Origin of the sequence: Kiloniella antarctica (genome assembly GCF_042682825.1) — a bacterium.
Lineage (GTDB): Bacteria > Pseudomonadota > Alphaproteobacteria > Kiloniellales > Kiloniellaceae > Kiloniella > Kiloniella antarctica.
Map to the genome: position 1 here is coordinate 493118 of NZ_JBHUII010000001.1, position 26052 is coordinate 519169.

The following is a 26052-nucleotide window of genomic DNA, read 5'->3' on the forward strand; positions in this document are numbered from 1 at the left end:
CATGGCGAAGCCAAGAAAATGCCCAAAATGCTCAACTGAAATTGGTATTGACGACGATATCTGTCACGCATGTGGCGAAAACGTTCCATTTAATCACCCATGGTATACCTTGCCAATAGGCGGGTTAATCGTCTTGGGGATTTTCTGGCTACTAACAGATTTTGACGCCCTAATCGAATACGTCGGTTTACATTTGAATTAGGGTCTTTGAAGACTCTCAAGAAAAGGCTTTATAAATTCGATCAAGGTATCCGTTTTAAAGCTGCGTGCGCCTTGTTCTGTAAATCATGAAGACCTTGATCGTCAATACTCAAAGCCTTGAGATGTTTAACCGTATTATCTAAGTACTCAATACAACGTCCTGCACTACCTACGCCCTGTAGCAAAAGTGGAATAAGTTCATCTTGAGTAAGCCTTCCTGCATATTGCTCATGATCGCTGTCCGCTACAAACGTTAGACAATTCACGACCGTCCCATTTTCAAGTGTGATGTCATACTGACCAGGATGATACACACCTGATATCATTTCTCTTTCGAACAGATAATCCAATACCAATTTCCGTTCCGCCGCAGGAACCCGATAGGCCATTCCAACACAAGACCCACCCCCATCTAATCCAAGAACCAGGCCCGGACATTCCGGCGTTCCACGATAGAAGAACGAGTAAATACAAAAATGCCTATGGAAGTTCTCAAGAGTCGCTGGCTGTACTTCCATATGCGGAAAGCCGGGATTCCACATTAAAGAGCCATACCCAAAGACCCAAAAATCCTTCCCTTCTTCCAGAGATATTTTCGAATCGTAAAAAGCCCTCAATTCTGGGGTCGACATTGCTCTGTTACTCCGAATCCGGTATGCGTATGAACGTATGAGTTTATCGATTGTATACAGCGATATAAAGTAATCGTCGCTGTTATCGTAATATATCCAGGGTGCAGATTAATGCCTAAAGACATCTCCTCAACCGAGCCAGCCTCTCGCCCCCTAGGACAAAAGCTATTATTCTTAGGTACTGGCTCTCTGACTATTTTGGTCACTTTCGCTGTCGCATATTGGTTTTGGGCAGCTCATCAAATGGAAACTGGCCTAACTCACTGGGTTGAAAAACAACGTACTCGGGGTTTCGAGATCACACATGGTACGTTATCTCTTGATGGCTTCCCCTTCGTCGTCAGGGCAATATTAGAAAAACCGAGAATAGTTTCCCCTGACGGATGGTGGTGGCAAACACAAAGCCTCTCAGCTGAAGCCACCCCCTGGTCACCCTTAAGCATGCAACTTGATCTCTCAAAAGATCACCTGATCGATGGCCTACCTCACAACCAGCCTTCGATAAACATTGTTAGTAATCTTGCAAAATCCACAGCTCAAATATCTCTTGAAGGCGAACTACTCAATGCAAGACTTCAAGCTGATGGCCTCATCATCACCCGTGAGAGTCACCATCCTCTCTCTATCACAACCCTCGACACGACCTTAGGTCCCTTGCGCCCGGCGACAGCTGAAAGCCCACTACAAGAATTCAACATCCTCATTAAGGCTCAGGATATAAATCACCCTGAATTAAAGAAAACACCACTTGGCGGACCGATTTCTCAATTAAATTTGGACGGTACTCTTTATGGAATTGTTCCCAAAGACAAGATTCGAAAATCTTTACACATCTGGCGTGATACTGGTGGTTTTCTGGCTCTTCACGATGCCAGCATGCGCTGGGGTCCCTTGCTCATTGATGCACGAGGGAAGGTCGCTCTCGACAATCGTTTGCGACCTTTAGGGAAGCTTGAAAGTAGAATTGAGGGCGCCGACGAAGTTGTATCTCAACTTGAAAAAAATGGGTTGATCAACAAAGGCCAGAGCTTTGGCATAAAGTTATCGCTTGCAGCTTTGGGGAGAACCAACAGTCGGGGGCGCCATGAAATAGAAGCCCCTCTCGTCATGAGAGATGGATGGCTCTCTGTTGGTCCTATAACGCTTTTCAAGCTCCCCCCGCTTGCAAAATAACTTATTATCACAAGATATAAACACGAAAGGCTTCCCCTATATCGAGAAAGCCTTTCGTGCTCTATTATTTATGACTATCGATTAATTGCCGTCATTATCGGGCTCTCGAGCATCAAACGTTCCTGCCTGATGGGCATCAACAATGCCGCGACGAATGTCTCTCGTTTTCCGAAAACGATCTTCAAGTATATCACCTTCACCCCAACGTACCGCACGTTGAAGAACAGAAAGATCTTCAGAAAAACGCTGTAGCATTTCCAAGACAGCCTCACGATTGTTCAAAAAAACATCGCGCCACATAATCGGATCAGAAGCCGCAATTCGGGTAAAATCCCGGAACCCGCCTGCGGAAAATTTTACAACGTCAGCTTGCTGACTCTCTTCCAGATCAGTCGCTGTCCCCACAATAGTGTAAGCGATTAGATGTGGAAGGTGAGACGTAATAGCTAAAACTTTATCGTGGTGGTGCGGGGTCATGATTTCCACCATGCTTCCCAATGCTTCCCAATAGGTCGTTATCTTTGCCAAAGCGGCTGCATTCGTACCAACAGGTGGTGTAAGAATACACCAGCGCCCGTCAAACAGTTCAGCAAATCCAGCCTCAGGGCCAGAATGCTCTGTACCCGCAATCGGGTGACCTGGGACAAAATGAACACCATCAGGCAGGTGCGGCCCAACGTCCCGAATCACAGATTCTTTGACCGACCCCACATCACTAACAATCGTCCCAGGCTTCAGGGCTGGTGACATTGCCTGTGCCAGATCGGCGTAGGTACTGACAGGTGTACAGAGAATTATTAGATCCGCGTCTTGAACGGCTTCAACCGGTGTTTCATACACAGCATCGACGATCCCCAACTCCATAACGATGTCACGGGTTGCTTTACTTCTCGCACACGCGACAATTTCACCGGCAAGACCACGCTGTTTTGTTGCTCGCGCAAGAGACGATCCAATCAGACCAATACCGATCAACGCTATTCTATTAAACAAAGGCTCTTTTGTATCACTCATTTGTAAATGCGGTGAGACTATCGATCACCACCCTCATTTCTTCTTCAGTTCCAATGGATACTCGGATATGTTCCGCCAATCCATAAGCCGCCATTCCTCGAACCAGAACACCTTTGTTTTTCAAAAATTCCAAGGCGGACGCAGCGCGTTCAGCTCCGCCAAAGTTAACCAGAACAAAATTACCAACAGAATCGTGTGTGGTTAATTTCAATTCGGCAACTTGCTGACGGAACCAATTAAGGAGACGGCTGTTCAGCTCTTTTGACCGTTCGATATGCGCCTTGTCTTGAATTGCAGCAACCCCGGCAGCCTGAGCAGCCAAACTGACATTAAAAGGCCCCCGTACACGATTAAGAACATCTGCTACTTCCGTGGAACAATAAGCCCAACCAATACGAAGAGCAGCTAAACCGTGGATCTTGGAGAAGGTCCGTGTCATGACAACATTATCGTTTTCTTCGACCAGAGATGCCCCACTGATGTAATCCGCATTATCAACGTATTCACAATAGGCCGCATCAATCACAAGCAAGATATCACCTCTAAGCTCGCTTCTCAAACGGCGTAACTCATGTTCAGTGACATAACTTCCTGTCGGATTGTTTGGGTTGGCCAAAAACACGATCCGTGTTTTTTCAGTGACCGCAGCAAGCATCGCGTCAATATCAATACGAAGGTCTTTTTCTGCAGATTTAACAGGCACTCCCCCGGCAATCTTCGTGCCAATAGGGTACATCAAAAACCCATGCTCATTATATACAACTTCGTCACCAATCCCGACATAAGACTGAATAAGCAGCCCCAATAATTCATCGGACCCGGCGCCACATACAATGCGATCAGCATCTAAATTTTCGGCATCAGCAATGCCACTTCTAAGTAAATAAGAGCCACCATCCGGATATCGATGAAGGTCATCTGCGATCGATTGATAAGCTTCTTTAGCTGCGTCTGAAGCACCAAGCGGGTTTTCATTCGAAGCCAAGCGGCAAATCCGATCGACACCTTCAACCTTAGACTTTCCACCAACGTAAGGGGATACATCCATAATTCCGGGTTGCGGTTTTAAAGCCATTTTAAAAACTCTCTTATTTACTGAAATTACATCGACCTATCTGTCGACTTGTTATGCGTCCGTTAAAGGGATTGCATAACCACCAATTGCCCAGGCATGCGTGATACGCTTGTCAGAGAGATCGGTTAGTAGAGCCAGACGCTCATCGCCTGGCGCTACATAATCATCCACCTCAATAAGTTGCAGACAAACTGAACCATCCGGAGTGTGGATTTGAATATTAAGGGGTTTAAGATTCGATTTTTCTAGAAGTTCAATCAGCGTTGACCGTGAAAGAGGTTCAGAAGATTCAACAACAACATAACTACGATCATGTCCTGTCTTCTCTTGCACATTCGACGCAACAATAACTGCTTCTGAACCGTCAGAATTAGCTGTATTGAAGAAAGGAAGACGAGCAATAATGCGAGTCTTGGTCGCACCTTCTCCCTGAGCAAGCGAAAGCCACCAAGGATTGTCTTCTTCTTGTGGCAAGGGCAGAACACCAACACTTGCTTGTCCATCAGTGACTTCTCGAAGAACACTCAACACTGTTTGACGACTGGAAATTGGTGTTTCCATGCCAAAGTGTTCACGCGCCAGATCATAAAACCGATTATCATTTTCCGGAGCATGCACCGTTACCGTGATACCTCCTTCCAATTGAGCCGCGCTAGCAAAAATTTCCCTCCAAAATCGAACCAAAGCAGATTTTGGCAATGGTCCTTTGTGGCGCTCAACCATACGCCTTAGCACCTGGGCTTCTCTCCCGGCACTCAGATTTTTAACGGCGTCCCCTTTTCGGGCACCGATAATCTGCACGACTTCAGTCCGTTTCATCAACAGATCGTGAAGTTGTATATCAATTTCATCGATCTGATTACGGAGATCGGAAAGTGTATCTTTATCAGACATTGCGCCTAACCTGTGTTCCTCAAATCCAGTGAAGAGATAGACATAGCCAGATTGAAAAGTAAAAGAAAAGATTCTTCAAATCCGACCCTTTTCGTTCTTTCTTGATTGAAAGCCGCCCCAAGGATAAAAACAACCCTCAAGTAAGTACCACTATTTTAAATTACTCCCCTGTAAAAACAGGAATATGGATTACCTCGGCTAAAACCCCAATAAGTGTGTTCAGGGACATATGCCAAAATATGATTAAGGCTACTCAAATACCATGACCGATGACAGTTCTCTTGAAATTCAAATTCAAGATAAATCAGTAACTATCCCAGGGAAAAAGGTCGTCTTTGACGAGCCCATGCCCTTGGATAGTGGTATTGAGATTGGCCCCATAGAGGTTTCTTATCAGACTTATGGCACTCTAAATTCTGATAAAACCAACGCCATTGTGATTTGCCACGCCCTCACCGGCGATCAGTTTGTTTCGGAAACCCATCCTATTACAGAAAAGCCCGGATGGTGGGCTATGATGGTAGGGCCAGGAAAACCTGTCGACACAGATAAATACTTTATTATTTGTAGTAGCGTTATTGGTGGATGTATGGGATCCACAGGCCCTGTATCTATTGACCCCAAAACAGATAAACCCTATGGCCTCAATTTTCCAGTTATCACCATAGGGGATATGGTTCGTGCCCAAAAACGATTAGTTGAAAGCCTTGGCATCAAAAAATTGTTTTGTGTAATCGGCGGATCAATGGGCGGCATGCAAGTTTTACAGTGGGCTGTGAGCTACCCGGAAATGGTTTTTGCTGCCATTCCAATTGCAACCGCCCCCCGGCATACAGCGCAAAACATAGCCTTCCATGAAGTTGGCAGACAAGCCATTATGGCAGACCCCAACTGGTGTCACGGCGCTTATTTGGAAGAAAATAAAGTCCCCCGCGCAGGTCTTTCTGTCGCCAGAATGACCGCACACGTTACCTATCTTTCAGAACCAGCCCTTCACAGAAAATTTGGGCGCCGTCTACAAGACAGAAAAAATCTCACTTATGGCTTTGACGCTGATTTCCAGGTTGAAAGCTATCTACGCCACCAAGGGTACACCTTTGTTGAGCGGTTTGATGCCAACTCTTATCTCTATATCACCAGAGCAATGGACTATTTTGATTTGGCAGAAGAACATGGTGGCATGCTTGCGAATGCCTTTCGGGATTCGCCGGTTCGTTTCTGTGTCATTTCGTTCTCCAGTGACTGGCTCTTTCCCACGAGTGCTAACCGTGAAATTGTTCACGCTCTGAATGCCGTTGCTGCCGATGTCTCTTTTGTCGAAGTACAAAGCGACGCCGGTCATGACGCTTTCTTGTTAAACGAGCCCCGCTTCCATGAAACCATTGACGGTTTTATCAAAGGATGCGCTGAACGCTGGTTTAACGGCCGAAATGACAGAGAAAGTGGCCAAGGGTCAAAAGAATGAAACATAAAGATATTACATTAAGGCCCGACCTTAAGCTCATCGCCGACATTATTGAGCCAGATAGTCGTGTGCTTGATATTGGGTGCGGCGATGGCGCTTTACTGGACCACCTCACTCACAACAAAGCTGTTTCCGGCCGCGGGATCGAACTTTCCCAAACGGGAGTAAACCAGTGCGTGGGTCGTGGCCTGTCTGTCATTCAGGGTAATGCTGATACAGACCTTCAGTACTATCCCAATGACGCTGTTGACTACGCAATACTTAGCCAAACCATTCAAGCGACCTATGATCCAAAACATGTTCTGGAAGAGCTTTTGCGGATCGGTCGCCGTGCTATCGTATCTTTCCCGAACTTTGGTCACTGGCGGGTTCGGGCCAGTTTGTCGCTGGCAGGAAGAATGCCTGTAACTAAATCATTGGCTTTCCAATGGTACGAGACACCCAATATTCACTTTTGTACCATTAACGATTTTTTTGCCCTCTGCGAAGACATGAACATCAAGATCGCGAAAACGCTATTTCTTGATCAAAGAGGACAACAAAAGAACCTTATTTTCCCCAACCTAACCGGTCAGCAAGCAATATTCTTGCTCGATAGAGAATAAGAACTTTCTCAAAGAAAGCACAATATTCTCAATCTTTACGCTAAGAAAATCGCTTGCTCATTTAGCGCTTGGTTCTCGCGGGCGAGCGCACACGTGAGTTTTTCTGAAATGCTTGAGGCGCATTGGCCAAACTAGGGCGTCTAAGGCCGGGTACCTTTTTAGGTGTACCAGGAACATACAATTGTTTTCCTGCCTCCACAGTCAATACGCCGGCAAAGGTTGGGAAAAATCTCTTCCCCACGCGCTCCCACGCTGAAGCAGCTTGTAAAATTGTCAGGCGTTGACTTGGCGGCACATACAAAGATCGATTGGTACTTATAGGAACAAAAAGCGTATCATTTAGAAGTTTCGAAATTTGCGAGCGGCTAAAGGGGTGCCCCCAACCAAAAGGTGTTTTATCAACACGCGCCCATATTCCACGTCTGTTCGGAGTAACAATTAACAACCTGCCATCACTAGTTAGTACACGCCAAATTTCACGCAGCATATCACGTAGATATTCGCTACTTTCCAATCCGTGTACCAACAATACCCGATCAACAGAATAATCTGGCAACGGAAGTATCGTTTCGTCAACCAGGGCAACTTTTCCAGGGCCTCCACGCGGCCAATGGCAAACACCTTGAGAGGCAGGCATGAAGGCAAGAACCCGTTCTGCTTCGTCCTCAAATTGTGTCAGATAGGGCGTAGTATAACCAAGACCGAGGATAGATTTTCCTCGAACATCCTTCCAATGGTCTCGAATGTTGCCACGAATTACATGCGCAGCAGTTTCACCTAAACGGGTGTTGTAAAATCCTTGAAGATTACCAACGTCGGTCCACATTCTACTCTCTGCCACAAATTATAGCCAAAAATATTCTTTTATAGAAAAGAATAAAAACGGCCGTCGCTCTTTAAAACATAGGGCGCTAATATCACGTAAACAAATGAAAATCCCAAGAGAATAATAAATGAACTAGAAATAAGAGCCTTTAACAGGAGCGGCAGAGACAATGATAGACGTCAGACAGATTCCCGTATTGAGTGACAATTATTGCTATCTTCTACGGGATGAACAAACCGGAGCAGTTGGAGTTATTGATCCGGGAGAGGCCCTTCCCGTACTTAACGAAGCTAATCAATTAAATTGGAAAATCACAGATGTTATTCTCACACATCATCACAACGATCATGTTGATGGCGTTGCAGAAATCAAATCCAAAACCGGTGCAAAAGTAACTGGTCCGACAAAAGACACCCACCGGATCGACCATCTAGACGCCACCGTTGATGGTGGGGACACCCTGACTTTTGGTTCCCAAACTGCCAAGGTATTTTATGTTCCAGGCCATACACTTGGTCATATCGCCTATTGGTTTGAAAAGTCAAACATCCTGTTCTCAGGCGACAGCCTCTTTGCGCTTGGTTGTGGACGATTGTTTGAAGGCACCCCAGAAATGATGTGGCAATCGTTACAGCAGTTCATTACTTTACCAAAACAAACCGTGGTTTATTGTGCTCATGAATACACCTTATCAAACGCCGATTTTGCTCTTACAATTGATCCTGAAAACGAGACACTGCGGCAACGGGTTGTTGAAATCAGAGCTCTACGCGCACAAGATAAACCAACTGTTCCAAGTACATTAAATGAAGAATTTGAAACCAATCCTTTTCTTCGTCCAAACGATCAAGAAATAAGAAAACAACTTAAAATGGAATCCGCTACTGACGCAGAGGTTTTTAAAGAAATTCGGTTGCGTAAGGATAACTTTTAAGCACACCATCATTCGTTTCAATCACGCCTGCCCCTCAAAATCGGAGCTATCCCAAATGACCATGCAACTGTGTTTTTCCCCAACCTCCCCGTACGCCCGAAAAGTTCTGATGGTCGCAATGGAAAAAGGCCTCCAAGATGAAATCAACATCACACCTATGGCAACTTTCACCACAGAATCTGACATTTGGGACAAAAACCCTCTCGGTAAAGTTCCAGCCCTTTCGACCCAAGAAGGTACGGTTTTGTGTGATTCGCCCTTAATTTGTGAATATCTCGACACTTTATCAGAAGCCCTCCCCCTAATACCGCGTTCGGGCGAAAGCCGTTGGCAGGCTAGCAACTTCCACGCTCTCGCAGATGGTATTATGGATGCCAGTATCCAGCGCACAGTCGAAAAGCGCCTCCGCCCCGAAGATAAAAAATGGGAAGAGTGGCATGAAATTCAAAACATTAAGATAAACAAAGCACTACAATACTTTGAAACGGCTCTGACTGCTGGTAAATTTGCGAAAACCTTTGGCATCGGAGAGATCGCACTGGCTTGCGCCCTCGCCTATCTGGATTTTCGTTACGCCGACGAAAACTGGCGTAAAGAATGCCCCGCTCTAACAACATGGTTTGAGGAAATTTCTAAACGTCCATCTTTTATGAAAACGTCACCTCCTTCAGGGGCATAAAGACAACTTCATAAGCCAAGGCTCACTCTCAACAAAAGAAACGCCATGAAATCAACTGCGCAAGCCATTATAGATAAACTTCAACTCCAGCCTCATCCCGAAGGCGGATGGTACAAAGAAACCTACCGTCATTCCACTGAGAGTGAGAAACGAGGTGACCAAACAGCTATTTTCTTTCTTTTGGAAAAAGGTCAAAGCTCTCATTGGCATCGCATAGATGCTGTAGAGATTTGGCATTGGTATGCAGGTAGCCCTCTGACCCTGAGATCTCATGACGGCAAACAGGAACAAGTCGTCACTTTAGGGCCAGATGTATTAGCTGGGCAAACACCACAATTTGTTATTCCCAAGCAGCACTGGCAGGCCGCCAGTGCTGAAGAGGGTTGGACTTTGGTCGGTTGTACCGTTGCCCCTGCATTCGAGTTCGAGGGTTTTGAACTTGCGAAACCAGACTGGTGTCCTAAGAGCTAAGCTGCTGAACCGTCCCGCAACATGTTATTGAGCTGGCGCATATCATCAAAGACAGCGATTGCGCCAGCCTCTATCAACTTCAAAGACTGTGCCTTCGGATCAGAGATATGCCCAGCACCGATAAAGCCAAATACAGAAATCCCTGCGCCAACCGCCGCAGACACGCCCGTTGGCGTATCCTCGATCACAAGCGCTTGTTCAGGAGAGACATCCATTTTTGAACAGGTAAGAAGATGAAGATCGGGTGCGGGTTTAGGGTGCGTGACCATTGACGAACTAAATCGTCTCTCCTTTGGAAAGTAATCCATCAATCCGGTTGAATCTAATGCGCTATTGAGACGATCTGTTCGGCTATTTGAAGCCACACAATAGTTGTAACCAAGGCTGGAAAGCGTTTCTTTGATAAAAGGTAACGTCTTCAATTCATCAGGAATGTACGCAATTGTGGTTTCTTCAACAATCTGTGCAAAATCCTCAGGTAACTCGACACTGGTTGCCAAACGAAAGTGATCGCGAATAGCTTCATCCGTAAAACCAGCAAATTTTTCAGCAACGGCTTGAGCGCTTATATTGATACCATATTCACCGAGTGTTTCCGATACCACCCGGGATGCGAGGACCTCGCTATCAACCAGCACACCATCACAATCAAAGATGATTAAATCCGGGTAAGAAATCATAGGCATTTGCGTTCCTAGAGAAATAAACCATATAGAGTATGGATTATCTATCCCTCGTTTGTGGCGCAATAAAGACTTCGAACACAAAAATGCCCGCTGTTTCAGTAGAGGGCTGAAACAGCGGGCATTTAACCAAAACTTTTAAGCAGACCATCCCTAGTCCATATATTGGCCACCATTGGCCGTAAGGGTGGACCCAGTGACAAATCCCGCCTTATCTGATGCAAGAAACACCACGCAATCAGCAACCTCTTCTGGCTCTCCCAACCGACCCACAGGGATCTGAGATATAATTTTTGAGTTGAGAATTTCTTCAGGCACAGCGCGTACCATCTCGGTTCCAATATAACCTGGAGCGACAACGTTCGCCGTAATACCTTTACTGGCATTTTCTTGGGCTATTGATTTGGTAAAGCCAATCACACCAGCTTTTGCCGCTGCATAATTTGCCTGACCAAATTGTCCCTTCTGACCGTTAATCGAGGAAATACTCACGATCCGTCCAAACTTACGTTCTCGCATCCCTTCAATGACCCCGCGTGTCATATTAAAGAGAGAATTCAAATTTGTACTAATAACGGCATTCCATTGAGGCAAATCCATTTTATGCAGTGTCGCATCCCGCGTAATTCCCGCGTTATTCACCAACACATCAATCGGCCCGAGTTCTTTTTCAACCTGATTAATTCCACCCTGACACTCGTCAAAATCTGCAACATCCCATTTGAAAACTGCAATTTTATTTTCATCGCGAAAACTTTGTGCCGCTAAATCATTCCCAGCATAACTTGCCGCTACTTTGTACCCTGCTGCTTTCAAAGCAATAGAAATTGCCGCACCAATTCCTCTGGTACCCCCAGTCACAAGAGCTATACGAGACATTATATTTTCCCTTCATTATTCGTCGTCTCTGACTTTGTCTTCTTCAATCTGACTTTTCAGGAGTTTCCCCCAGTTATGCGTGGCATGATTTACGAACCTCAGGGACGAAGAACAGAATCACCTACACAAAAAAGGGTCGCCCTCGGGCGAGGACAACCCACGTTCAAAAGATCCAAGTCGATGATGATTGCTTTAACTATTCTCATCGACCCTCTCCTTACTTTCTCAATCGCGCTCGACACACAGAGCAATGCCTTGTCCGCCACCAATACATAGAGTGGCTAGTCCTTTTTTCGCATCACGGCGCGCCATTTCATAAAGCAGCGTTACCAATACTCGTGCCCCGGAAGCGCCAATTGGATGCCCTAAAGCAATCGCGCCACCGTTTACGTTCACTATTTCAGGATTCCAACCAAGTTCACGATTCACTACAATAGCTTGTGCAGCAAAGGCTTCATTTGCTTCAACTAAATCAAGATCTTCAATATCCCAACCGGCTTTTTCTAACGCCTTGCGAGTAGCTGGAATAGGACCGGTTCCCATAAGCGCGGGGTCCACACCTGCAGTTGCCCAAGAGACAATCTTTGCAAGCGGTTTTAAACCTTTTTCTTGGGCTTTTTCTTCAGACATTAACACTACAGCTGCCGCACCATCGTTAATACCCGAAGCATTTCCGGCGGTCACAGTTCCTTCGCGATCAAATGCAGCACGGAGCTTAGAGAGACCTTCTGCCGTAGTTCCCGCTTTGGGATGCTCATCGGCGCCAACTACAGTTTCGCTGCGGCGGCTTTTAACCGTCACAGGCACAATTTCATCTTTAAAATATCCTGATTCTTGTGCAGTCGCAGCCTTTTGTTGCGAAAATGCAGCGAAAGCATCTTGATCTTCACGTGTAATACCAAATTTTTCAGCAACGTTTTCTGCTGTTTTTCCCATATGGTAATCGTTCATCGCACACCACAGACCATCTTTGATCATCGTATCAACAAATTTAACATCCCCCATCTTCGTACCGTTTCTCAAATGAGAAACGTGGGGTGCCAAGCTCATATTTTCCTGACCTCCAGCGACAATGATATCAGCATCACCAAGGGTGATGGATTGATACCCAAGGGCAACTGTGCGTAAGCCTGAACCACAAATTTGATTAATAATATAAGCGGTTTTTTCATTTGGAACTCCAGCGCCAAGAGCAGCTTGTCGTGCTGGATTTTGCCCCTCCCCTGCAGATAAAATTTGTCCAAGGATAACTTCATCCACCTCATCCGGAGCAACCCCCGCCCGGGTAAGTGCTTCACGAATGACCACCGCTCCAAGCTCAGCCGCAGGTACAGACGAAAGACCACCTCCAAAAGCGCCAACCGGCGTTCTAGCAGCCCCTACAATTACGACACCAGACATTATAGATACCTTTCAAAACAACTGTATCCCAATCACTCATTCAATCAGAAAAACAAGATCATGCATTTGTTTATGTGTTAACAAACCAAACGAGATTCAAACCTGCGACAAACAAAACAACAAATGCTGCGCCGCAATAATTACATAGAACCATAACGACTTTAGAAACAATAAATCAAGAGAATATTACATTTTTTTGACATATATAGTTACAAACCACTACAACAATTGAAATTATATTGCAATTTTATGTCACATTTTGTTTCATCCAGCTAGAAAGTGGAGTCCATATTTTCGATTGTGCACCGCGGCTAACGACCATGCCGATATGCCCTAACGGTGTATCCAGAACAGAGCTTTTTGATAACTTTTTAGCCAAAGCATAAGACGACGCTGATGGCACTATACGATCACGACTTGAGATGATAGACAGGTTGGGAATATTTAGATTCGCAGGATTTATCCTTTTTCCGTCTATGTGCCAATTCCCTTTTTCTGGCGTATTTTCCGAATACCATCCCTCAAAGCACTCTTTCGATACTTTAGCAGTCAGGCAAACACCATCGTTCAACCAGTCCTCTAAAGCGACAAAACGCCTTTCTTCATCTGAATTTTCCTTAAACCGAGTAAAGGTGGAAAATTTACGAAGCGACAAAGTTAAGTCGAGCGAAGCAAAAAGTGCTTGTAGTATTTGGTGTGGCATTTCGCCTTGAGCATCAATTATAGGTAACAAACTAGAAAGCCATGCTCCCTGCTGCCGTACTCGTATCTCTTCAAAACGATCAGATGCCAAATCTTGCCCTGCTTCAGAGCCGTTATGAAAATCCCAAGGACTAGCCATAAGAACCATTGAGCAAATGTCTTCTTGGCATAGTTCAGCTAAGGCTACAGAAAGCGTCCCCCCCATACAGTACCCTAAAACAATTGGTGGGCGTCCTGTCTTCTTTTTAATGTGTCGCAGAGCCGGGACCAAGTACTCACAAATATAATTTTCAAGACCAAACTCTTTTTCCGTTTCCCCGGGTGCACCCCAGTCCATAACGAATGGCCGCCAGCCTTCTTTACCAAGCCACCGTAGAAAACTATTCTTTTCTATAAGGTCGAGAATATAATACCGGTTTACCAAGGACGGGATTACAAATATGGGATACCCCAAGGCACTATTATTACGTGCCACTTCAGGGTTAATCTCTCTAAGACAAGCCGATCCGAGAGACCAGGAGACAGTAGTTTCAGGGACTTCTCGTTGATAAGAGTGTTGCTGGTAACGTTCTATACCTTGCTGATATAATTGGAATTTCTTTTGAATTGCATGATCAAGAGCTATCGTAAATTTTAACCTCTCTTCTCCGCATAACTTAGCCGTTATTTCCTGCATCATCGCTTCCGGGATCTCGGGCATTGATTTCGAGTTCGGAAATTTGTTGAGCAAGAAGCCCAAGCCTAACTTGGAGCTCTGCAAGCTCATCAGAGCTGACATTACGTGAAACGGGAGCGGAACAGGGCTGGCTTTGCGATTGATCCTCGTCATCATCACTCCTTGCTGTCCCTTTTTGGTGTGTGGTTGGTACGAATCCCTCAAAGGCCTGATTAGGATCAAGGGTCTTATGATAAAAAGCTTCCCATTGCCTGTACAGCCCCTCAAGCTCTGGACTCTTATTATCTGGTATATCCCAAGGCATCAAACTTTGCTCTGACACATACTTAACCCATAATTCCAGATAACCTTCTGCCAAAGCTTTTATATTCTCATCTTGATTCAACACCTTCTCCCATGGCTATTTTGCAGTGCCAAATGCTATACTCGCACAAGCAATGGTTAATTTGGGCAAAAAATATCCTTTTTATAGGGGTTTTACGCACTCTTCATTGACACACCCCATCGCAGCGCAGCAATATTTAAGAAGCAGTGCACAAACATCACTCAGTCAGCAACAATAGCTGGCAATATATAATAAGCATTGGAGGCGAGGAAATTGGCGACCTCAAAATCAGGAACGAATGACGAAGCCATCGTCATAAAAAAATATGCGAACAGACGGCTCTACAATACGGCAACGAGTAGTTATGTCACTCTCGACCACCTATGTCAGATGGTTAAGGAAGACGTTGACTTTATTGTCTATGACGCAAAATCCGGCAATGACATCACCCGTTCTGTTCTCACGCAAATCATCGTAGAAGAAGAAGGAAAAGGGCAAAACCTGTTGCCAATTTCTTTTTTACGGCAACTGATCAGTCTCTATGGAGATTCCATGCAATGGGTTGTCCCCAAATACCTAGAGCACATGATGGATGGTTTTTCAGAAAACCAAGATAAAATGCGACAATCAGTTCAGGAAACTTTTGGCGGTATCTTCCCGTTCGGCAACTTGGATGAAATGAACAAACAGAATCTTGCTCTGTTTGAAAATACCATGCGCATGCTTTCTCCTTTCCAGGACGGCAACACCACGTCTTCAGCCCAACAACCAACACCAGAGCAACCTTCAAAAGCATCATCCCCTTCTGAAGGTGGCGGTTTAAATGACCTTAAGACTCAAGTAGAGCAACTTCAAAAACAACTGGACGCTCTCAGCAAAAAATCTGGATAACTGAAAATTAAACAAAAAAAGAGGCTTTCAAATTTACGAAAGCCTCTTTTTTTGAACTCATCCTTGAACTCACCGCCAGCTTATTTATTACATTTATTTACCATCGTTTTTGGCCCCGGAAAAGAGACGGTGTTGTCGACTAGATTTTTTTCAATAATCCAATCGGGATCAATTTCCGGTTTCCCAAAATAGAAGCCCTGCAATAAATCGATACCTTCATTTGCGAGAAACTCTGCTTCTTCAGCAGTTTCGACAAACTCAGCAATCGTCGTATGATTAAGGGCCTTAGCCAGCCCCAATAAATTCCTTACAAATATTTGATTTTCTTCGTTCTCAATAATACCGGAAATGAATGAACCATCAATTTTGATAATATCCACTGTTAAGGTCTTGAGGTGACGGAAAGTTGTATACCCCGCACCAAAGTCATCAATTGCGACCTTACACCCTAATTGGCGTACGGCAGATACAAAGCGCGCAGATTCTTCCAAATCATGCAGGGCGGCTGTCTCAGTTATCTCAACAATCAAGCGTTCGGCTAAATCAGGGCGAGATTTTACTTTCGAAGTCAGCGCCCGCAACCAGCTTCTATCTGAAGCCGTCAAACCAGAAATATTCACCGCCATCGTAATGTGTGGATACCGAACAAGATCTTCCAGCGCGAGTTCAAGCACGCGGCGATCAATTACCCGTATCATGCCAAGTTGCTCTACCACAGGAATAAACTTGCCCGCAGGAACCACATTACCATCACGATCATACATCCGTAACAATGCTTCAACTAAGACCAGTTCATTCGTCTGTGAATCGACAATCGGTTGATAGGCCAGCGCAATTCGATCTTCTTTGAGTGCCAACTTCACCTCTTCGCCAATAACCATCGAAGTGCGATAATTCTCACACTGCTCGGTTGTCAGCTTGTAAGGCTTCACACAATCACGGCCGTTTGATTTAGCATCAAGCAACGCACTTTCAGCCTTTGCAAAAGCATCAAAGCTTGTTTTTGTTTGTTCCGGGAACAAAACAAAGCCCACAGATACCGTCACATAAATTCGTTCATCATTAATTTCAAAAGGTGTTTCACGAACTGTTTGCAGCACGCGATCAGCAATAGCATCTGCTTCCTCAACAGTTGCAACACTCATGATGACACCAAAGCGGTCACCACCTAATCGACCGACAATATCAGCCCCTCTGATGCTTTTATCAAGCCGCTCACCAACTTCAACAAGGACAGCATCACCAGCCTCAAAGCCGTAAGCCGTGTTAATCATTCCAAGATGATCGACACCAACGGCCAGAAATGCACCTTCATTGTCATAGCGAATTGCTTGTTCAAGCGCGAAATCCAGAGACTCGCGAAGGCGTAACTTATTAAAATGTCCAGAAAGCTCATCATAACTGGCGAGATATTCCAGCCTGGCCTCTGCTTGCTTACGGATCGTAACTGGCCGGAGCACCCCTGTTAAACGCGTGGGCGAACCGCTGGTTGAAACTTCAACAGCTCCTCTATCGTGCACCCATTGAAAATTACCGGCCCCATCACGAACCCGATACTCACAATCATAATACGCTTCTCCTGCGAAATGATCAGTGAGGTTACGCATCCGCGAAGGAAGGTCTTCAGGGTTAATTCTATTGTGGTAAGTCTCACCCGTTGTAGGCACGAGTTTACCTTCCAAACCAAAAAGCGTGGATATCCGACCTAGCCACATTAGACTATCGGTTGCCAAGTCCCATTCGTACATGACATCCCCAGATGCTTCCAATGCGGTTGTCATCTGGTCTAGCTGAGAAAGGTCTAAATTATTTCGAGCGGACCGAAGCACGGTCTTTCAAACTCCTACCTGAAGATTGGGCAACAATAAATTAAAGTACGACTTTACAATAAATACAATTGATAGAGTAGTGGTTAACTCATTAACGAATACTGAATCTATCTTCAATATTCACTTCTTATTTTTTAAATTACTGTATCTATTTACAACCTGTACTCTTTCGAGCAAAGGCCAAAATGTCTACGCAAAATCAACACCATACCAAACCTATTTAAATACAAATCAAGACCCCAAAATAACCTATTTGGTGAAAGTATCTGTAAATAACTCAATCACGTTAAACAATATTAACAAAATATTAACTATGAGCATCATCAGTAAATAAAAAGTTAATTTAAAATATTTAAAATATTTATTGAATTATTCAAATATTTTCCTAAATCACTATTGAACTAATCTTGAAAACCCGTTATTTCACACAAAAAAGAATGTAAACCGATCCTTCCTCGGTATAACAAAGATTATTGGTGGCAAAGTGAGTAAATCAACATCAGAAACACATCGTATTGAAAGCCACGTAGGTCAAAAGATACGCGAACGCAGAACAATGCTCGGATTAACCCAGCAGCAGCTTGCAGACCTTATTGGCGTGACTTATCAACAAGCCCACAAATACGAACGCGGCATTAATCGCGTTTCTGCAGGGCGACTGTATGAAATATCCCAGGTTCTTGGCATAGAGATAAGTTACTTCTATGAGGGCTTGGACAGCGTTAAAGATGAAATGACTGAGAGGCAGCGAATGTGCCTTGATATTGCGAGAAATTTTTCCAGGATAAAAAACGAAAAATATCAAGACGCTTTAAGTATGTTATGTCGCGTACTCTCAGATAAGGCAGAAACGGAAGCTGATCCCGCCTAAACACACCTGCTTTACAACCATTTATGTTGTGTATTAAGCCCTAAACCTTCTGGGCCTTAGTTACTTAATGTTTGAATACCCCTAATCGAGCACCAGTATTCTTCTGGTTCAAGAGTGGACGCCACCACGATTCCATATCAAGGTACCAATCAAGGGTTTGTGCCAGCCCCTCGTTAAAAGACACTTGCGGATGCCACCCAGTTTCCCGCTGAATTTTCTCCGTATCCAGCGCGTATCTGAAATCGTGCCCAGGACGATCCTCCACATGGGAGATCAAGTGATTATGCCCCCCTCTCTCTGGGAATCGTTGATCCAACAAGCCACAAATTTCCTCAACGACAGCCCTATTGCTTTTCTCTTCGCCCGAACCAATAAGGTAGGTTTCCCCGACACGCCCCATTTCAAGAGCCGCATATATTCCACGAACATGGTCGCGTACATGTATCCATTCGCGAATCTGTTCACCATTTCCATACAGAGGTAGAGGCTTCTGATCTAATGCCGCGAGGATCATTAAGGGGATAAGTTTTTCAGGAAACTGCCACGGACCGTAATTATTCCCACAGTTGGTAATAATTATCGGCAGGCCATAGGTATGAAACCACGCCTGAACAAGATGATCCGAAGCAGCTTTGGTTGCAGAATAAGGAGATCGTGGATTGTAAGGGCTTCGCTCAGAAAACACACCTTCGCCCCCCAGAGATCCGTACACTTCGTCTGTAGAGATATGAAGGAATCTAAAATCACTATCGCTCCCCCGCAAGCACCAATGTTTCAAAGCCGCTTGGAGGAGATTAAGGGTGCCCACGACATTACTTATTACAAAGCTGTCTGGACCATCTATAGAACGATCAACATGGCTTTCCGCAGCACAGTGGATTATGTAGTCAGGTTTAGCATTTGTGACTGTCGCAAGAACAGCCTCAGCATCTTCAAGAGCAACCTCTTCAACAACAATGGACTTACCACTATCAATCCGCTGCAAATCAGCGGCGTAAGTCATTTTATCAAGAACTGTAATTTTTGCTGGGTTGAATTTTTTAAGAGATCGAACAATTTCAGAACCAATAAACCCTGCACCACCAGTGATTAGGACGCTCTTTCCGTGCCATATACAGGAAGATCCAGTCATAAGTCCCTAACTTTAATAAATTAAATCAGCTTGATACTGATGTATCCGACAAAATCTACGTGCTGTACGCCACACATTTTCATCCAATTTCCAGAAACTCTTCACCGCTCAACATTGGTTCGTTGGCTGACATGGAAGAAAGATCAACGATTCGGCAAAGTCGCCGATGGAGAATCTCGATAGACACAGGTTTAGCCAGTACATCACTAACACCCGATTGTATCGCCTCCATCACTCGTTCATATTCAGTATGTCCAGTAAGGAGTATTATTGGAATTCGACTAAAATAACCACCTTCTTTGCGCAATTCACGCGTGAAGTTTAAGCCATCAACAGGTCTCATCTCCCAATCCGTGATAATTATATCAGGTCGCATATGTAAAAGTTCCGCTCTCGCTTCTTTTACACTACTGACATATCGAACACGCGTAACCCCCATGGCCAAGAAAATCGTCTTCACAATGCGCAACATATGCACACTGTCATCAACAACCATGATATTTAATGACGAGAGATTGTAAGCAGACAAATCTTCCTCACAACAAACAAAGAGCTTCCAAAAACGAGGCCTTAAAAAGTTTCACCCCGCATTAACCATCTTTATAACCTCTGATCTATTAAAACCAAAAGAGTAAAAGCATTCTTCCAACAACAAACCATTAAAATATCTCGTCGGTACAGAACCAAACTCAAGAACATCACTTTACGATAAGAATGTATTAAGGAAAATTTTGTAGAAACCTGAGAAATTCTTTTATTTATTTTTTTCACAACAGATGCTCCCCCAAAATCACACCTGTATTTTACAATAATAATTAAGAAAAATTGGAGCGTATGATTTTTAAGAATCAAAAAGCCCGGCTTTAGGCCGGGCTTTTTCAAAATGGTGCACCCGTCAGGACTCGAACCTGAAACCTCTTGATTCGTAGTCAAGTGCTCTATCCAATTGAGCTACGGGTGCATTCCAAAATGTCTTCAGAGTTGAACCCCTGAAAACGAGGCGGAAGTTACTCCGGGTTATGAAACTACGCAAGCATAAAATTGAATATTTTGATTTTTTTTTATTCTTACCACTAACTCACAATTCTATGGTTGGAAAACTCTTGTCCCTCGGACTCGGTTCAAGTAGTATCTGCCCTTAGTATTTTGGGGGGTTGGTCAACTTTTCTATCTTATAGGGCGTTTTTACCCAATCTTTAAGTAGATATTTTATAAGGTTTTCTTGGCTGATCACAATCAACAGTGCGGACTTTTCTATGGGATCCATGAAATCCTCTGTTTTGCGTAACACCGTTTCTATCTTAGCAACGGTCATGTTCTTGAGCGGCTGCTCTTTCACCGAAGAAGCCTTATGGCCTTCTATCGTTGGAGAAGACACGCCTGAAGAAGTGGCTACGGCTGCTGCATCTGCAGCGGTTGCCCCTGATTCAATTGCGACTTCATCTGAAGTCCTATCTGGCTTGCCGTTACTTGGATCAACGATTTTCGAAGCACCTGGTGTTACACCAGGTCAACCGACAGGTACTCATGTTGGTAAAAAAATCGAAGAGCTGAGAGGCGATCTTTCTCGTCTTCAAGCCCGTTTGATCCATCACAATAACAATCTGCAAACACAGCGTAACAATGCGCGCAGTAGTGCGGGCACCTATCACTCTATCATCGCTGCGATGAACACGCGTCTTCAGGTTGGCACTACTCCGGGAAATCCCCAGATGGTGAACGGCTGGAATAAGGCGCAGGAAGAACTAGAACAAGTTGGAGCAAGCATTACAAATTTAAACAGTTTGTCTAATGAATCAGCTGCAACATCTGCTCTCGCAGCATTTGTTCTTGATTCTGCCGGCTCAACTTATGAGCTACGCGGTGCTCTTGATGAAGATCACAACCAGCTATCTGTTCTAGAAGATGAGGCCAACCAAACAGTTGTGATACTCGATCGTCTTATGAACGAGCTGACTGAAGATATTGCTCGAACACAGAATTACTTTTCTGCTGAACGTACAAATCTAACGGCTCTTCAAGTTGCCGTAGATAATGGCGAGTTCATTGGTGGTAACTTAGGTAGTCGGACATTTGGTGTTCCTGTACCTCCCCCGCCTGGCGGTCCAGCTGGTCTTGTCGGACGTCAGCCTCCTTTGGCAATCATTCGCTTCGATCAACCAAACGTCAATTATGAGCAGGCTCTCTTTACGGCCGTCAGTCGCGCACTTGATCGGCGTCCAAGCTCTGCCTTTGACCTTGTAACAGTTGCACCTGCTCGCGGTAACTCTGCACAAATTGCACTCGCAACCAGCAAATCCCGTAAATATGGTGAAGATGTTATGCGCTCACTGACGAAGCTCGGTCTCCCTGCCTCGCATGTTTCGCTATCATCAACAAGTAACCCCGGCGCTCAAGTTCCCGAGGTTCATGTTTACCAGCGGTAATGTGGCATAAGATCTAATAAAAAAGCGGCGCACAATGCGCCGCTTTTTTTATGTCAATTTAGAACGGGGCTGAAAAACCTATCTGCCATCAAAAGCCGACAACAGCACCATCGCTGCGAGGATCGGTTGCCCCTTCGAATCGACCATCAGTGTGCCGGACAATAGCTCCCGCGTGTCCCATTTCTTCTGAGAAATTATCAAGAACCTTTATGTTATGCCCCGCTTGACGCATCTGAGTTATAACATTATCGGCAAATCGGCCTTCGACCTGAACGTCAACAAAGTCAGCCTTCTCGCATCGGCCAATAAACCAACGCGGCGCAGTGATCGAGCTTTGCAAGCCCTGGCCAAACATCGCATAACGGCTAAACAATGCCGCTAAAGTCTGTGGCTGTCCGTCGCCCCCCATACACCCATAAGTCATTACTCTGCCATCTTTTAAGATAGCCATTGCAGGATTAAGGGTATGAAACGGTAGTCGATTAGGCGCTATAGCGCGTGGCATCTCTGGATTAAGAGAAAAACTGCTTCCTCTGTTTTGCTGAAGTATCCCCGTACCTGGCAAGACGACCCCTGAACCAAAAGGTTTGTAGGTACTTTGAATAAGACTGACAGAACGCCCTTGAGCGTCCATCACTCCTAGCCAGATCGTGTCCCCCTCTTGCCGATCAAGAGGCCAGGGCAAGGCCTTAGCTTTATCAACATTCATGAGTCGTGCCACGAGATCTTTGTCACTCAGATAGAGTTCTGCATTTTCTGCCATTCTTTCCGGAGCCGCAATTTCACGATCACGTATAATGTGTGCCTGTTTTGTGATCTCGACCATTGCATGCAGATATTCGAATCCATCTGCCTCAGAAACTCCCATGCGATCAAACATGGAAAGAATCATCAAAGTAGTTAACCCCTGCGTTGGCGGCGGAAGATTATAGACCGTGCCGCAGGATAACTGGCTACTCAGCGGCTTCACTTCTCTCGCCCTATATGCATTGTAATCACCGAGAACCACCGGAGAATCCAACTTAGCAAGATCAGCACAGATGCTTTTGGCTATTTTTCCTGTGTAATAATCACTTAACCCTACCCGCCCTAATCTCTTTAACGTTTCAGCCAACGCTGGCTGAACCTGGCGCGTGCCCGCTTTTGGAACACCTCCATCTTTATTTAAATAAACATCCGCGAAGCCGGGTTGCTCTGAAACAATCGGTTTGCGTTTGATTAAAGATGCTTCATGACCTGCAGTAAGTGCGAATCCCTTTTCAGCGTAATAAACCGATTCTTCCAGCAGGCGTTCCAGAGAAAACTTCCCTCCCCACTTATCAGACGTTGATAACGCTAATTGCCAGCCTCCAACCGTTCCTGCCACAGTATTTGCGGAAAGAGGACCATCTTGTGGCATGCGCTCATGACCGCGTTCACGAAAAAATTCCGGCGCTGCCTTTGTACCAGAACGCCCACAAGCCTCAATTGCGATTGGGGTGGCCCCCGGCTGATGTATCAGCCAAAAAGCATCCCCACCAATCCCGTTCATATGAGGATAAACGACTGCAACCGTGGCCGCCATAGCTACGGCGGCCTCTATGGCATTCCCGCCCTCACGCAAAATGGAAAGGCCGGTTTGTGACGCAAGGTGGTGTGGTGAAGTAACCATTCCTCGATAGCTTTGAGGAGAATTAAGCATAAAGCCTGTCCGTTCATTTTATCATTGCGGTCGAGATTAGTTGACCCGACAGAAAAAATGCTTCAGAGCACCACATCTATCGCAATCCTATGACTGATCAGAACCGTGTGTTTGGTGGAAAATCATTATATACATTTTGGTCCAACCAATCAAAGCTGAACCAAACCTCGATTGCGAATGAAAAATTATTCTTAAAATAATAAAATGAAAGCAAAATTGTGTCGCCAGAACTTTTGCCCTATGTCGCCGTAATTCTTTTTGTAGCCAGCCTTATTCAAGGTGCCGTTGGATTCGCATTTGGCCTTTTTGCTCTTACTTTCCTTATGTTACTCGGAATTGACCTGACGTTCACCGTTCCCTTGCTGTTAACAGCCGGACTTGCACAACTTCTCGTCGGTGTCTTTAAATTACGAACGCATATTCAATCCGAACCCCTAATAAAAGGGACTATTATCCGACATATCACTCTACCGCTTGGCATTATTACTCTCGGATATATTAGCAGTACGATTGAAAAATCGACAATTGAACAATTGGTCGGAGGATTGATTTTAGCTATTGTCGCCGTACAGATCATTGTTCGCCCTTCCCCGAAGGAAAAGCTTCACCCATTCTGGTCATTCCTCGCCTTTTCGGCGAGTGGATATAGCGCAGGACTAATAGCCGTTGGCGGTCCACCCATTGTCCTTTGGGTTATGGCGCATAAATGGTCCAATCCCCAAATACGTAGTTTTCTTTTTGCCAGCTTCCTGGCGAGCGCCCCCATAAATGTTGTGGTACTCTATTATGTACTCGGAGACAGTATCCTTACGCCGATGCTATATGGACTAGCATTTTCACCACTCATTGCTTTAGGCTCACACCTAGGCGTTAAATTAGGTCACAGCTTCTCTCCTGAACGACTAAGAACCATTGCTTTTTTCATACTGGCCTTGAGTTCAGCTTCATCGATCGGCGCTCCCCTTTTACATTAAATTGTATGTATTAGTCATTCCATAGAATAACAAACCAATTTCTAAAGGTTGAGATTCTCTGCCAGTTCTGCTTTATTCCCGCATCATCCAAAATTGGAGTCGTGTATCGTGTCTGAACAACCAAAAACATTCCCTGTTTCCTGGGAACAACTACATCGTGATGCCAAGGCCCTTTCCTGGCGTCTTATGAGCCAAGGCCCCTTCAAAGGAATTCTTGCAGTAACGCGCGGTGGCCTCGTCCCAGCAGCCATCATTGCCCGTGAGCTTGATATTCGCCTAATCGACACCGTTTGCATCGTCAGCTATTCAAGCGAAAACAAGCAAGGTGAACTGAAGGTCCTCAAAGAAGCACCCAAAGAAAGCAAAGGCTGGCTTATTGTTGACGACCTCGTTGATACAGGAAAAACAGCCCGTGCTGTACGAGAAATGATGCCCGACGCACACTTTGCAACTTTATACGCAAAGCCCGCAGGCAAAGATATTGTTGATAGCTTTATCACGGAAGTCAGCCAAGATACTTGGATTTACTTCCCATGGGATCTCGCTCTACAGACAGTACCGCCACTCGTCCAAGGCAAATACGACTAAGCTGTTTTCGAGAATACCGGCTCTACCGGCTGATCGGTAAATTATCAATCAGCCGGATATTGCCCATCCATGCCGCAACAAATACGCGGCTGCTTAATCTCTCTTCTTTGGAAGAGCTATCGGTTATCAAAGTAAGATTTTCTTCGGATCTTAACTCGAGGTAATCGACTTTTTCAAAGCCAGCCTCTAAAATATAATTCCGTCCCCACTCGAGGACGTGGTCCACTGCTTCACCTTGAATAAGAAGATCAGCTATCGCGCTCTCAACTTTAAAAAGAGTCGGGGCTATTTTTCGCTGCTCTGTATTTAAACGCCTGTTTCGAGATGATAATGCAAGGTTATCTTCTTCTCGAATCGTCGGCACACCAATGACATCGACCATCAGATCAAGATCTCGAGCTACACGTTGGATCAAAAGAAACTGTTGAAAATCTTTCTGACCGTAATAAGCACGATCGGGGTTGGTTTGAATCAGTAACTTGGACACAACAGTTGTCACGCCATCCATGTGTCCCGGACGTGTGGCACCGCAAAGACAATCCTGCATGTCAGCAACAGAGACAGTCGTACTGTATCCTACGGGATAAATTTCCCCCACCTGAGGTAAGTAGACCGCGTCTACACCAGAAGCTTTGAGTTTTCGAAGATCTTCATTTGTGTCGATAGGGTAGGTTTCCAGATCAGCCTTATTATCGAACTGGCGCGGGTTGATAAAGATCGTCGCGATCACCCGGTCATTATCTTTGTTTGCTGCATCAACAAGAGCCAGATGGCCTTCATGAAGAGCTCCCATCGTCATAACAACGCCGTGCTCTTCGCCTTTTGCTTTCCAGCTGCCAATAAGGGACTTTAAATCCCGTTTTGATTTCACGATAATCATTTACTGCCCCTTTTGAGCCGATTTCTGAGCTCGCACCGTAGAGCCAGACCTTATAGACCCAAGCCTTATAGACAATGCCTACGCGACAGACAATTGCTTCATCTGTGCAGATTAGCAAAGGCCATATTGCATCGCAATAATACGC

Annotated in this window: 27 protein-coding genes and 1 tRNA gene; 12 read left to right on the plus strand and 16 right to left on the minus strand. The window is 45.1% G+C overall.

What is annotated here, in order from left to right:
• The first annotated feature begins 1 nt into the window (after position 1).
• On the plus strand, positions 2-202 hold the full coding sequence (locus tag ACFSKO_RS02355; RefSeq protein ID WP_380248012.1) for a hypothetical protein: 201 nt from the start codon (positions 2-4) through the stop codon (positions 200-202).
• 40 nt (positions 203-242) lie between these two features.
• On the opposite strand, the gene ACFSKO_RS02360 is transcribed toward ACFSKO_RS02355, so the two are convergent.
• The gene (locus ACFSKO_RS02360; protein WP_380248014.1) at positions 243-833 is read right to left on the minus strand and encodes a gamma-glutamylcyclotransferase; all 591 of its coding nucleotides are present in this window, start codon (positions 831-833) and stop codon (positions 243-245) included.
• A gap of 111 nt (positions 834-944) precedes the next feature.
• Here ACFSKO_RS02360 and ACFSKO_RS02365 point away from each other — a divergent pair, with 111 nt between their 5' ends.
• On the plus strand, positions 945-2006 hold the full coding sequence (locus ACFSKO_RS02365; protein WP_380248016.1) for a DUF2125 domain-containing protein: 1062 nt from the start codon (positions 945-947) through the stop codon (positions 2004-2006).
• Between the two features lie 81 nt (positions 2007-2087).
• Here ACFSKO_RS02365 and ACFSKO_RS02370 read toward each other — a convergent pair whose 3' ends face one another.
• The 3 genes from ACFSKO_RS02370 to ACFSKO_RS02380 are packed head-to-tail and all read right to left on the minus strand — an operon-like array spanning position 2088 to position 4989.
• Complete coding sequence (locus ACFSKO_RS02370) at positions 2088-3020, minus strand: prephenate/arogenate dehydrogenase family protein (protein ID WP_380248018.1); 933 nt, start codon at positions 3018-3020, stop codon at positions 2088-2090.
• Positions 3013-4095 carry a histidinol-phosphate transaminase gene (gene hisC, locus ACFSKO_RS02375; protein ID WP_380248020.1) on the minus strand — a complete coding sequence of 361 codons (1083 nt, stop codon included), beginning with the start codon at positions 4093-4095 and terminating at the stop codon, positions 3013-3015. The genes ACFSKO_RS02370 and hisC overlap by 8 nt, the downstream gene beginning before the upstream one ends.
• A gap of 51 nt (positions 4096-4146) precedes the next feature.
• Positions 4147-4989, minus strand: coding sequence for a chorismate mutase (locus tag ACFSKO_RS02380; RefSeq protein WP_380248022.1), 843 nt, complete (start codon positions 4987-4989; stop codon positions 4147-4149).
• A gap of 262 nt (positions 4990-5251) precedes the next feature.
• Between ACFSKO_RS02380 and metX the strand changes: the two genes are divergently transcribed.
• Positions 5252-6454: a homoserine O-acetyltransferase MetX gene (gene metX / locus ACFSKO_RS02385; protein WP_380248024.1), complete on the plus strand. Its 1203-nt coding sequence runs from the start codon at positions 5252-5254 to the stop codon at positions 6452-6454.
• Positions 6451-7059, plus strand: coding sequence for a methionine biosynthesis protein MetW (metW, locus tag ACFSKO_RS02390; protein ID WP_380248026.1), 609 nt, complete (start codon positions 6451-6453; stop codon positions 7057-7059). The genes metX and metW overlap by 4 nt, the downstream gene beginning before the upstream one ends.
• Positions 7060-7120: 61 nt before the next feature.
• On the opposite strand, the gene ACFSKO_RS02395 is transcribed toward metW, so the two are convergent.
• Positions 7121-7885, minus strand: a complete 765-nt coding sequence (locus ACFSKO_RS02395) for a class I SAM-dependent methyltransferase (protein ID WP_380248028.1) — start codon at positions 7883-7885, stop codon at positions 7121-7123.
• Between the two features lie 169 nt (positions 7886-8054).
• Between ACFSKO_RS02395 and gloB the strand changes: the two genes are divergently transcribed.
• Genes gloB through ACFSKO_RS02410 form a run of 3 tightly spaced genes read left to right on the plus strand, consistent with a single transcriptional unit; the run spans position 8055 to position 9969 of the window.
• The gene (gene gloB, locus ACFSKO_RS02400) at positions 8055-8819 is read left to right on the plus strand and encodes a hydroxyacylglutathione hydrolase (protein ID WP_380248030.1); all 765 of its coding nucleotides are present in this window, start codon (positions 8055-8057) and stop codon (positions 8817-8819) included.
• A 55-nt stretch (positions 8820-8874) separates the two neighbouring features.
• Positions 8875-9498, plus strand: coding sequence for a glutathione S-transferase N-terminal domain-containing protein (locus ACFSKO_RS02405; protein ID WP_380248032.1), 624 nt, complete (start codon positions 8875-8877; stop codon positions 9496-9498).
• A 45-nt stretch (positions 9499-9543) separates the two neighbouring features.
• Positions 9544-9969 (plus strand): cupin domain-containing protein, encoded by a 426-nt coding sequence (locus ACFSKO_RS02410; protein ID WP_380248034.1) that lies wholly within the window; start codon positions 9544-9546, stop codon positions 9967-9969.
• Here the strand turns inward: ACFSKO_RS02410 and ACFSKO_RS02415 are convergent.
• The 5 genes from ACFSKO_RS02415 to ACFSKO_RS02435 form a co-directional block, all read right to left on the minus strand.
• Complete coding sequence (locus ACFSKO_RS02415) at positions 9966-10655, minus strand: HAD family hydrolase (RefSeq protein ID WP_380248035.1); 690 nt, start codon at positions 10653-10655, stop codon at positions 9966-9968. The two genes, ACFSKO_RS02410 and ACFSKO_RS02415, sit on opposite strands and share 4 nt — an antisense overlap.
• 150 nt (positions 10656-10805) lie before the next feature.
• Positions 10806-11531 (minus strand): acetoacetyl-CoA reductase, encoded by a 726-nt coding sequence (gene phbB / locus ACFSKO_RS02420; RefSeq protein ID WP_380248037.1) that lies wholly within the window; start codon positions 11529-11531, stop codon positions 10806-10808.
• Positions 11532-11756: 225 nt separating this feature from the next.
• Positions 11757-12932: an acetyl-CoA C-acetyltransferase gene (locus ACFSKO_RS02425; protein WP_380248039.1), complete on the minus strand. Its 1176-nt coding sequence runs from the start codon at positions 12930-12932 to the stop codon at positions 11757-11759.
• Positions 12933-13179: 247 nt separating this feature from the next.
• The gene (locus tag ACFSKO_RS02430) at positions 13180-14334 is read right to left on the minus strand and encodes an alpha/beta fold hydrolase (RefSeq protein WP_380248041.1); all 1155 of its coding nucleotides are present in this window, start codon (positions 14332-14334) and stop codon (positions 13180-13182) included.
• Positions 14291-14695, minus strand: coding sequence for a hypothetical protein (locus tag ACFSKO_RS02435; protein ID WP_380248043.1), 405 nt, complete (start codon positions 14693-14695; stop codon positions 14291-14293). The genes ACFSKO_RS02430 and ACFSKO_RS02435 overlap by 44 nt, the downstream gene beginning before the upstream one ends.
• A gap of 213 nt (positions 14696-14908) precedes the next feature.
• Here ACFSKO_RS02435 and phaR point away from each other — a divergent pair, with 213 nt between their 5' ends.
• Complete coding sequence (phaR, locus tag ACFSKO_RS02440) at positions 14909-15526, plus strand: polyhydroxyalkanoate synthesis repressor PhaR (protein WP_380248045.1); 618 nt, start codon at positions 14909-14911, stop codon at positions 15524-15526.
• 80 nt (positions 15527-15606) lie between these two features.
• Here phaR and ACFSKO_RS02445 read toward each other — a convergent pair whose 3' ends face one another.
• On the minus strand, positions 15607-17355 hold the full coding sequence (locus tag ACFSKO_RS02445; RefSeq protein ID WP_380248047.1) for a putative bifunctional diguanylate cyclase/phosphodiesterase: 1749 nt from the start codon (positions 17353-17355) through the stop codon (positions 15607-15609).
• Positions 17356-17839: 484 nt separating this feature from the next.
• Between ACFSKO_RS02445 and ACFSKO_RS02450 the strand changes: the two genes are divergently transcribed.
• Entirely contained in the window at positions 17840-18226 is a 387-nt protein-coding gene (locus tag ACFSKO_RS02450) for a helix-turn-helix domain-containing protein (RefSeq protein ID WP_380248049.1), read from the plus strand.
• Positions 18227-18290: 64 nt separating this feature from the next.
• On the opposite strand, the gene rfbB is transcribed toward ACFSKO_RS02450, so the two are convergent.
• From rfbB to ACFSKO_RS02465, 3 genes are all read right to left on the minus strand, one after another.
• Positions 18291-19358, minus strand: coding sequence for a dTDP-glucose 4,6-dehydratase (rfbB, locus tag ACFSKO_RS02455; protein WP_380248051.1), 1068 nt, complete (start codon positions 19356-19358; stop codon positions 18291-18293).
• 79 nt (positions 19359-19437) lie between these two features.
• Positions 19438-19887 carry a response regulator gene (locus ACFSKO_RS02460; protein WP_380248053.1) on the minus strand — a complete coding sequence of 150 codons (450 nt, stop codon included), beginning with the start codon at positions 19885-19887 and terminating at the stop codon, positions 19438-19440.
• A gap of 355 nt (positions 19888-20242) precedes the next feature.
• Positions 20243-20319 (minus strand) — tRNA-Arg (locus ACFSKO_RS02465).
• A gap of 304 nt (positions 20320-20623) precedes the next feature.
• On the opposite strand from ACFSKO_RS02465, the gene ACFSKO_RS02470 reads away from it, so the two are divergent.
• Positions 20624-21784 carry a hypothetical protein gene (locus ACFSKO_RS02470; RefSeq protein ID WP_380248055.1) on the plus strand — a complete coding sequence of 387 codons (1161 nt, stop codon included), beginning with the start codon at positions 20624-20626 and terminating at the stop codon, positions 21782-21784.
• A gap of 88 nt (positions 21785-21872) precedes the next feature.
• Here the strand turns inward: ACFSKO_RS02470 and ACFSKO_RS02475 are convergent, their stop codons facing one another.
• The gene (locus ACFSKO_RS02475) at positions 21873-23465 is read right to left on the minus strand and encodes a gamma-glutamyltransferase family protein (RefSeq protein ID WP_380248057.1); all 1593 of its coding nucleotides are present in this window, start codon (positions 23463-23465) and stop codon (positions 21873-21875) included.
• A 218-nt stretch (positions 23466-23683) separates the two neighbouring features.
• Here ACFSKO_RS02475 and ACFSKO_RS02480 point away from each other — a divergent pair, with 218 nt between their 5' ends.
• Both ACFSKO_RS02480 and gpt read left to right on the plus strand, forming a co-directional pair.
• Positions 23684-24439, plus strand: coding sequence for a TSUP family transporter (locus ACFSKO_RS02480; protein ID WP_380248059.1), 756 nt, complete (start codon positions 23684-23686; stop codon positions 24437-24439).
• A 108-nt stretch (positions 24440-24547) separates the two neighbouring features.
• Complete coding sequence (gpt, locus tag ACFSKO_RS02485; RefSeq protein ID WP_380248061.1) at positions 24548-25027, plus strand: xanthine phosphoribosyltransferase; 480 nt, start codon at positions 24548-24550, stop codon at positions 25025-25027.
• Positions 25028-25049: 22 nt separating this feature from the next.
• Here the strand turns inward: gpt and panC are convergent, their stop codons facing one another.
• Complete coding sequence (gene panC / locus ACFSKO_RS02490) at positions 25050-25907, minus strand: pantoate--beta-alanine ligase (protein ID WP_380248063.1); 858 nt, start codon at positions 25905-25907, stop codon at positions 25050-25052.
• Positions 25908-26052 lie beyond the last annotated feature (145 nt).

Bases quoted from the DNA above. Each gene is read 5' to 3' on its own strand.
- ACFSKO_RS02395 (WP_380248028.1), bottom strand. From the start codon at position 7,885: ATGTGGACCGACGTTGGTAATCTTCAAGGATTTTACAACACCCGTTTA.
- ACFSKO_RS02365 (WP_380248016.1), top strand. From the start codon at position 945: ATGCCTAAAGACATCTCCTCAACCGAGCCAGCCTCTCGCCCCCTAGGA.
- phbB (WP_380248037.1), bottom strand. From the start codon at position 11,531: ATGTCTCGTATAGCTCTTGTGACTGGGGGTACCAGAGGAATTGGTGCG.
- ACFSKO_RS02360 (WP_380248014.1), bottom strand. From the start codon at position 833: ATGTCGACCCCAGAATTGAGGGCTTTTTACGATTCGAAAATATCTCTG.
- ACFSKO_RS02415 (WP_380248035.1), bottom strand. From the start codon at position 10,655: ATGCCTATGATTTCTTACCCGGATTTAATCATCTTTGATTGTGATGGT.
- ACFSKO_RS02405 (WP_380248032.1), top strand. From the start codon at position 8,875: ATGACCATGCAACTGTGTTTTTCCCCAACCTCCCCGTACGCCCGAAAA.
- metX (WP_380248024.1), top strand. From the start codon at position 5,252: ATGACCGATGACAGTTCTCTTGAAATTCAAATTCAAGATAAATCAGTA.
- ACFSKO_RS02475 (WP_380248057.1), bottom strand. From the start codon at position 23,465: ATGCTTAATTCTCCTCAAAGCTATCGAGGAATGGTTACTTCACCACAC.
- ACFSKO_RS02355 (WP_380248012.1), top strand. From the start codon at position 2: ATGGCGAAGCCAAGAAAATGCCCAAAATGCTCAACTGAAATTGGTATT.
- ACFSKO_RS02410 (WP_380248034.1), top strand. From the start codon at position 9,544: ATGAAATCAACTGCGCAAGCCATTATAGATAAACTTCAACTCCAGCCT.
- ACFSKO_RS02425 (WP_380248039.1), bottom strand. From the start codon at position 12,932: ATGTCTGGTGTCGTAATTGTAGGGGCTGCTAGAACGCCGGTTGGCGCT.
- panC (WP_380248063.1), bottom strand. From the start codon at position 25,907: ATGATTATCGTGAAATCAAAACGGGATTTAAAGTCCCTTATTGGCAGC.
- gloB (WP_380248030.1), top strand. From the start codon at position 8,055: ATGATAGACGTCAGACAGATTCCCGTATTGAGTGACAATTATTGCTAT.
- ACFSKO_RS02470 (WP_380248055.1), top strand. From the start codon at position 20,624: ATGAAATCCTCTGTTTTGCGTAACACCGTTTCTATCTTAGCAACGGTC.
- ACFSKO_RS02430 (WP_380248041.1), bottom strand. From the start codon at position 14,334: ATGCCCGAGATCCCGGAAGCGATGATGCAGGAAATAACGGCTAAGTTA.
- hisC (WP_380248020.1), bottom strand. From the start codon at position 4,095: ATGGCTTTAAAACCGCAACCCGGAATTATGGATGTATCCCCTTACGTT.
- ACFSKO_RS02380 (WP_380248022.1), bottom strand. From the start codon at position 4,989: ATGTCTGATAAAGATACACTTTCCGATCTCCGTAATCAGATCGATGAA.
- rfbB (WP_380248051.1), bottom strand. From the start codon at position 19,358: ATGACTGGATCTTCCTGTATATGGCACGGAAAGAGCGTCCTAATCACT.
- metW (WP_380248026.1), top strand. From the start codon at position 6,451: ATGAAACATAAAGATATTACATTAAGGCCCGACCTTAAGCTCATCGCC.
- ACFSKO_RS02370 (WP_380248018.1), bottom strand. From the start codon at position 3,020: ATGAGTGATACAAAAGAGCCTTTGTTTAATAGAATAGCGTTGATCGGT.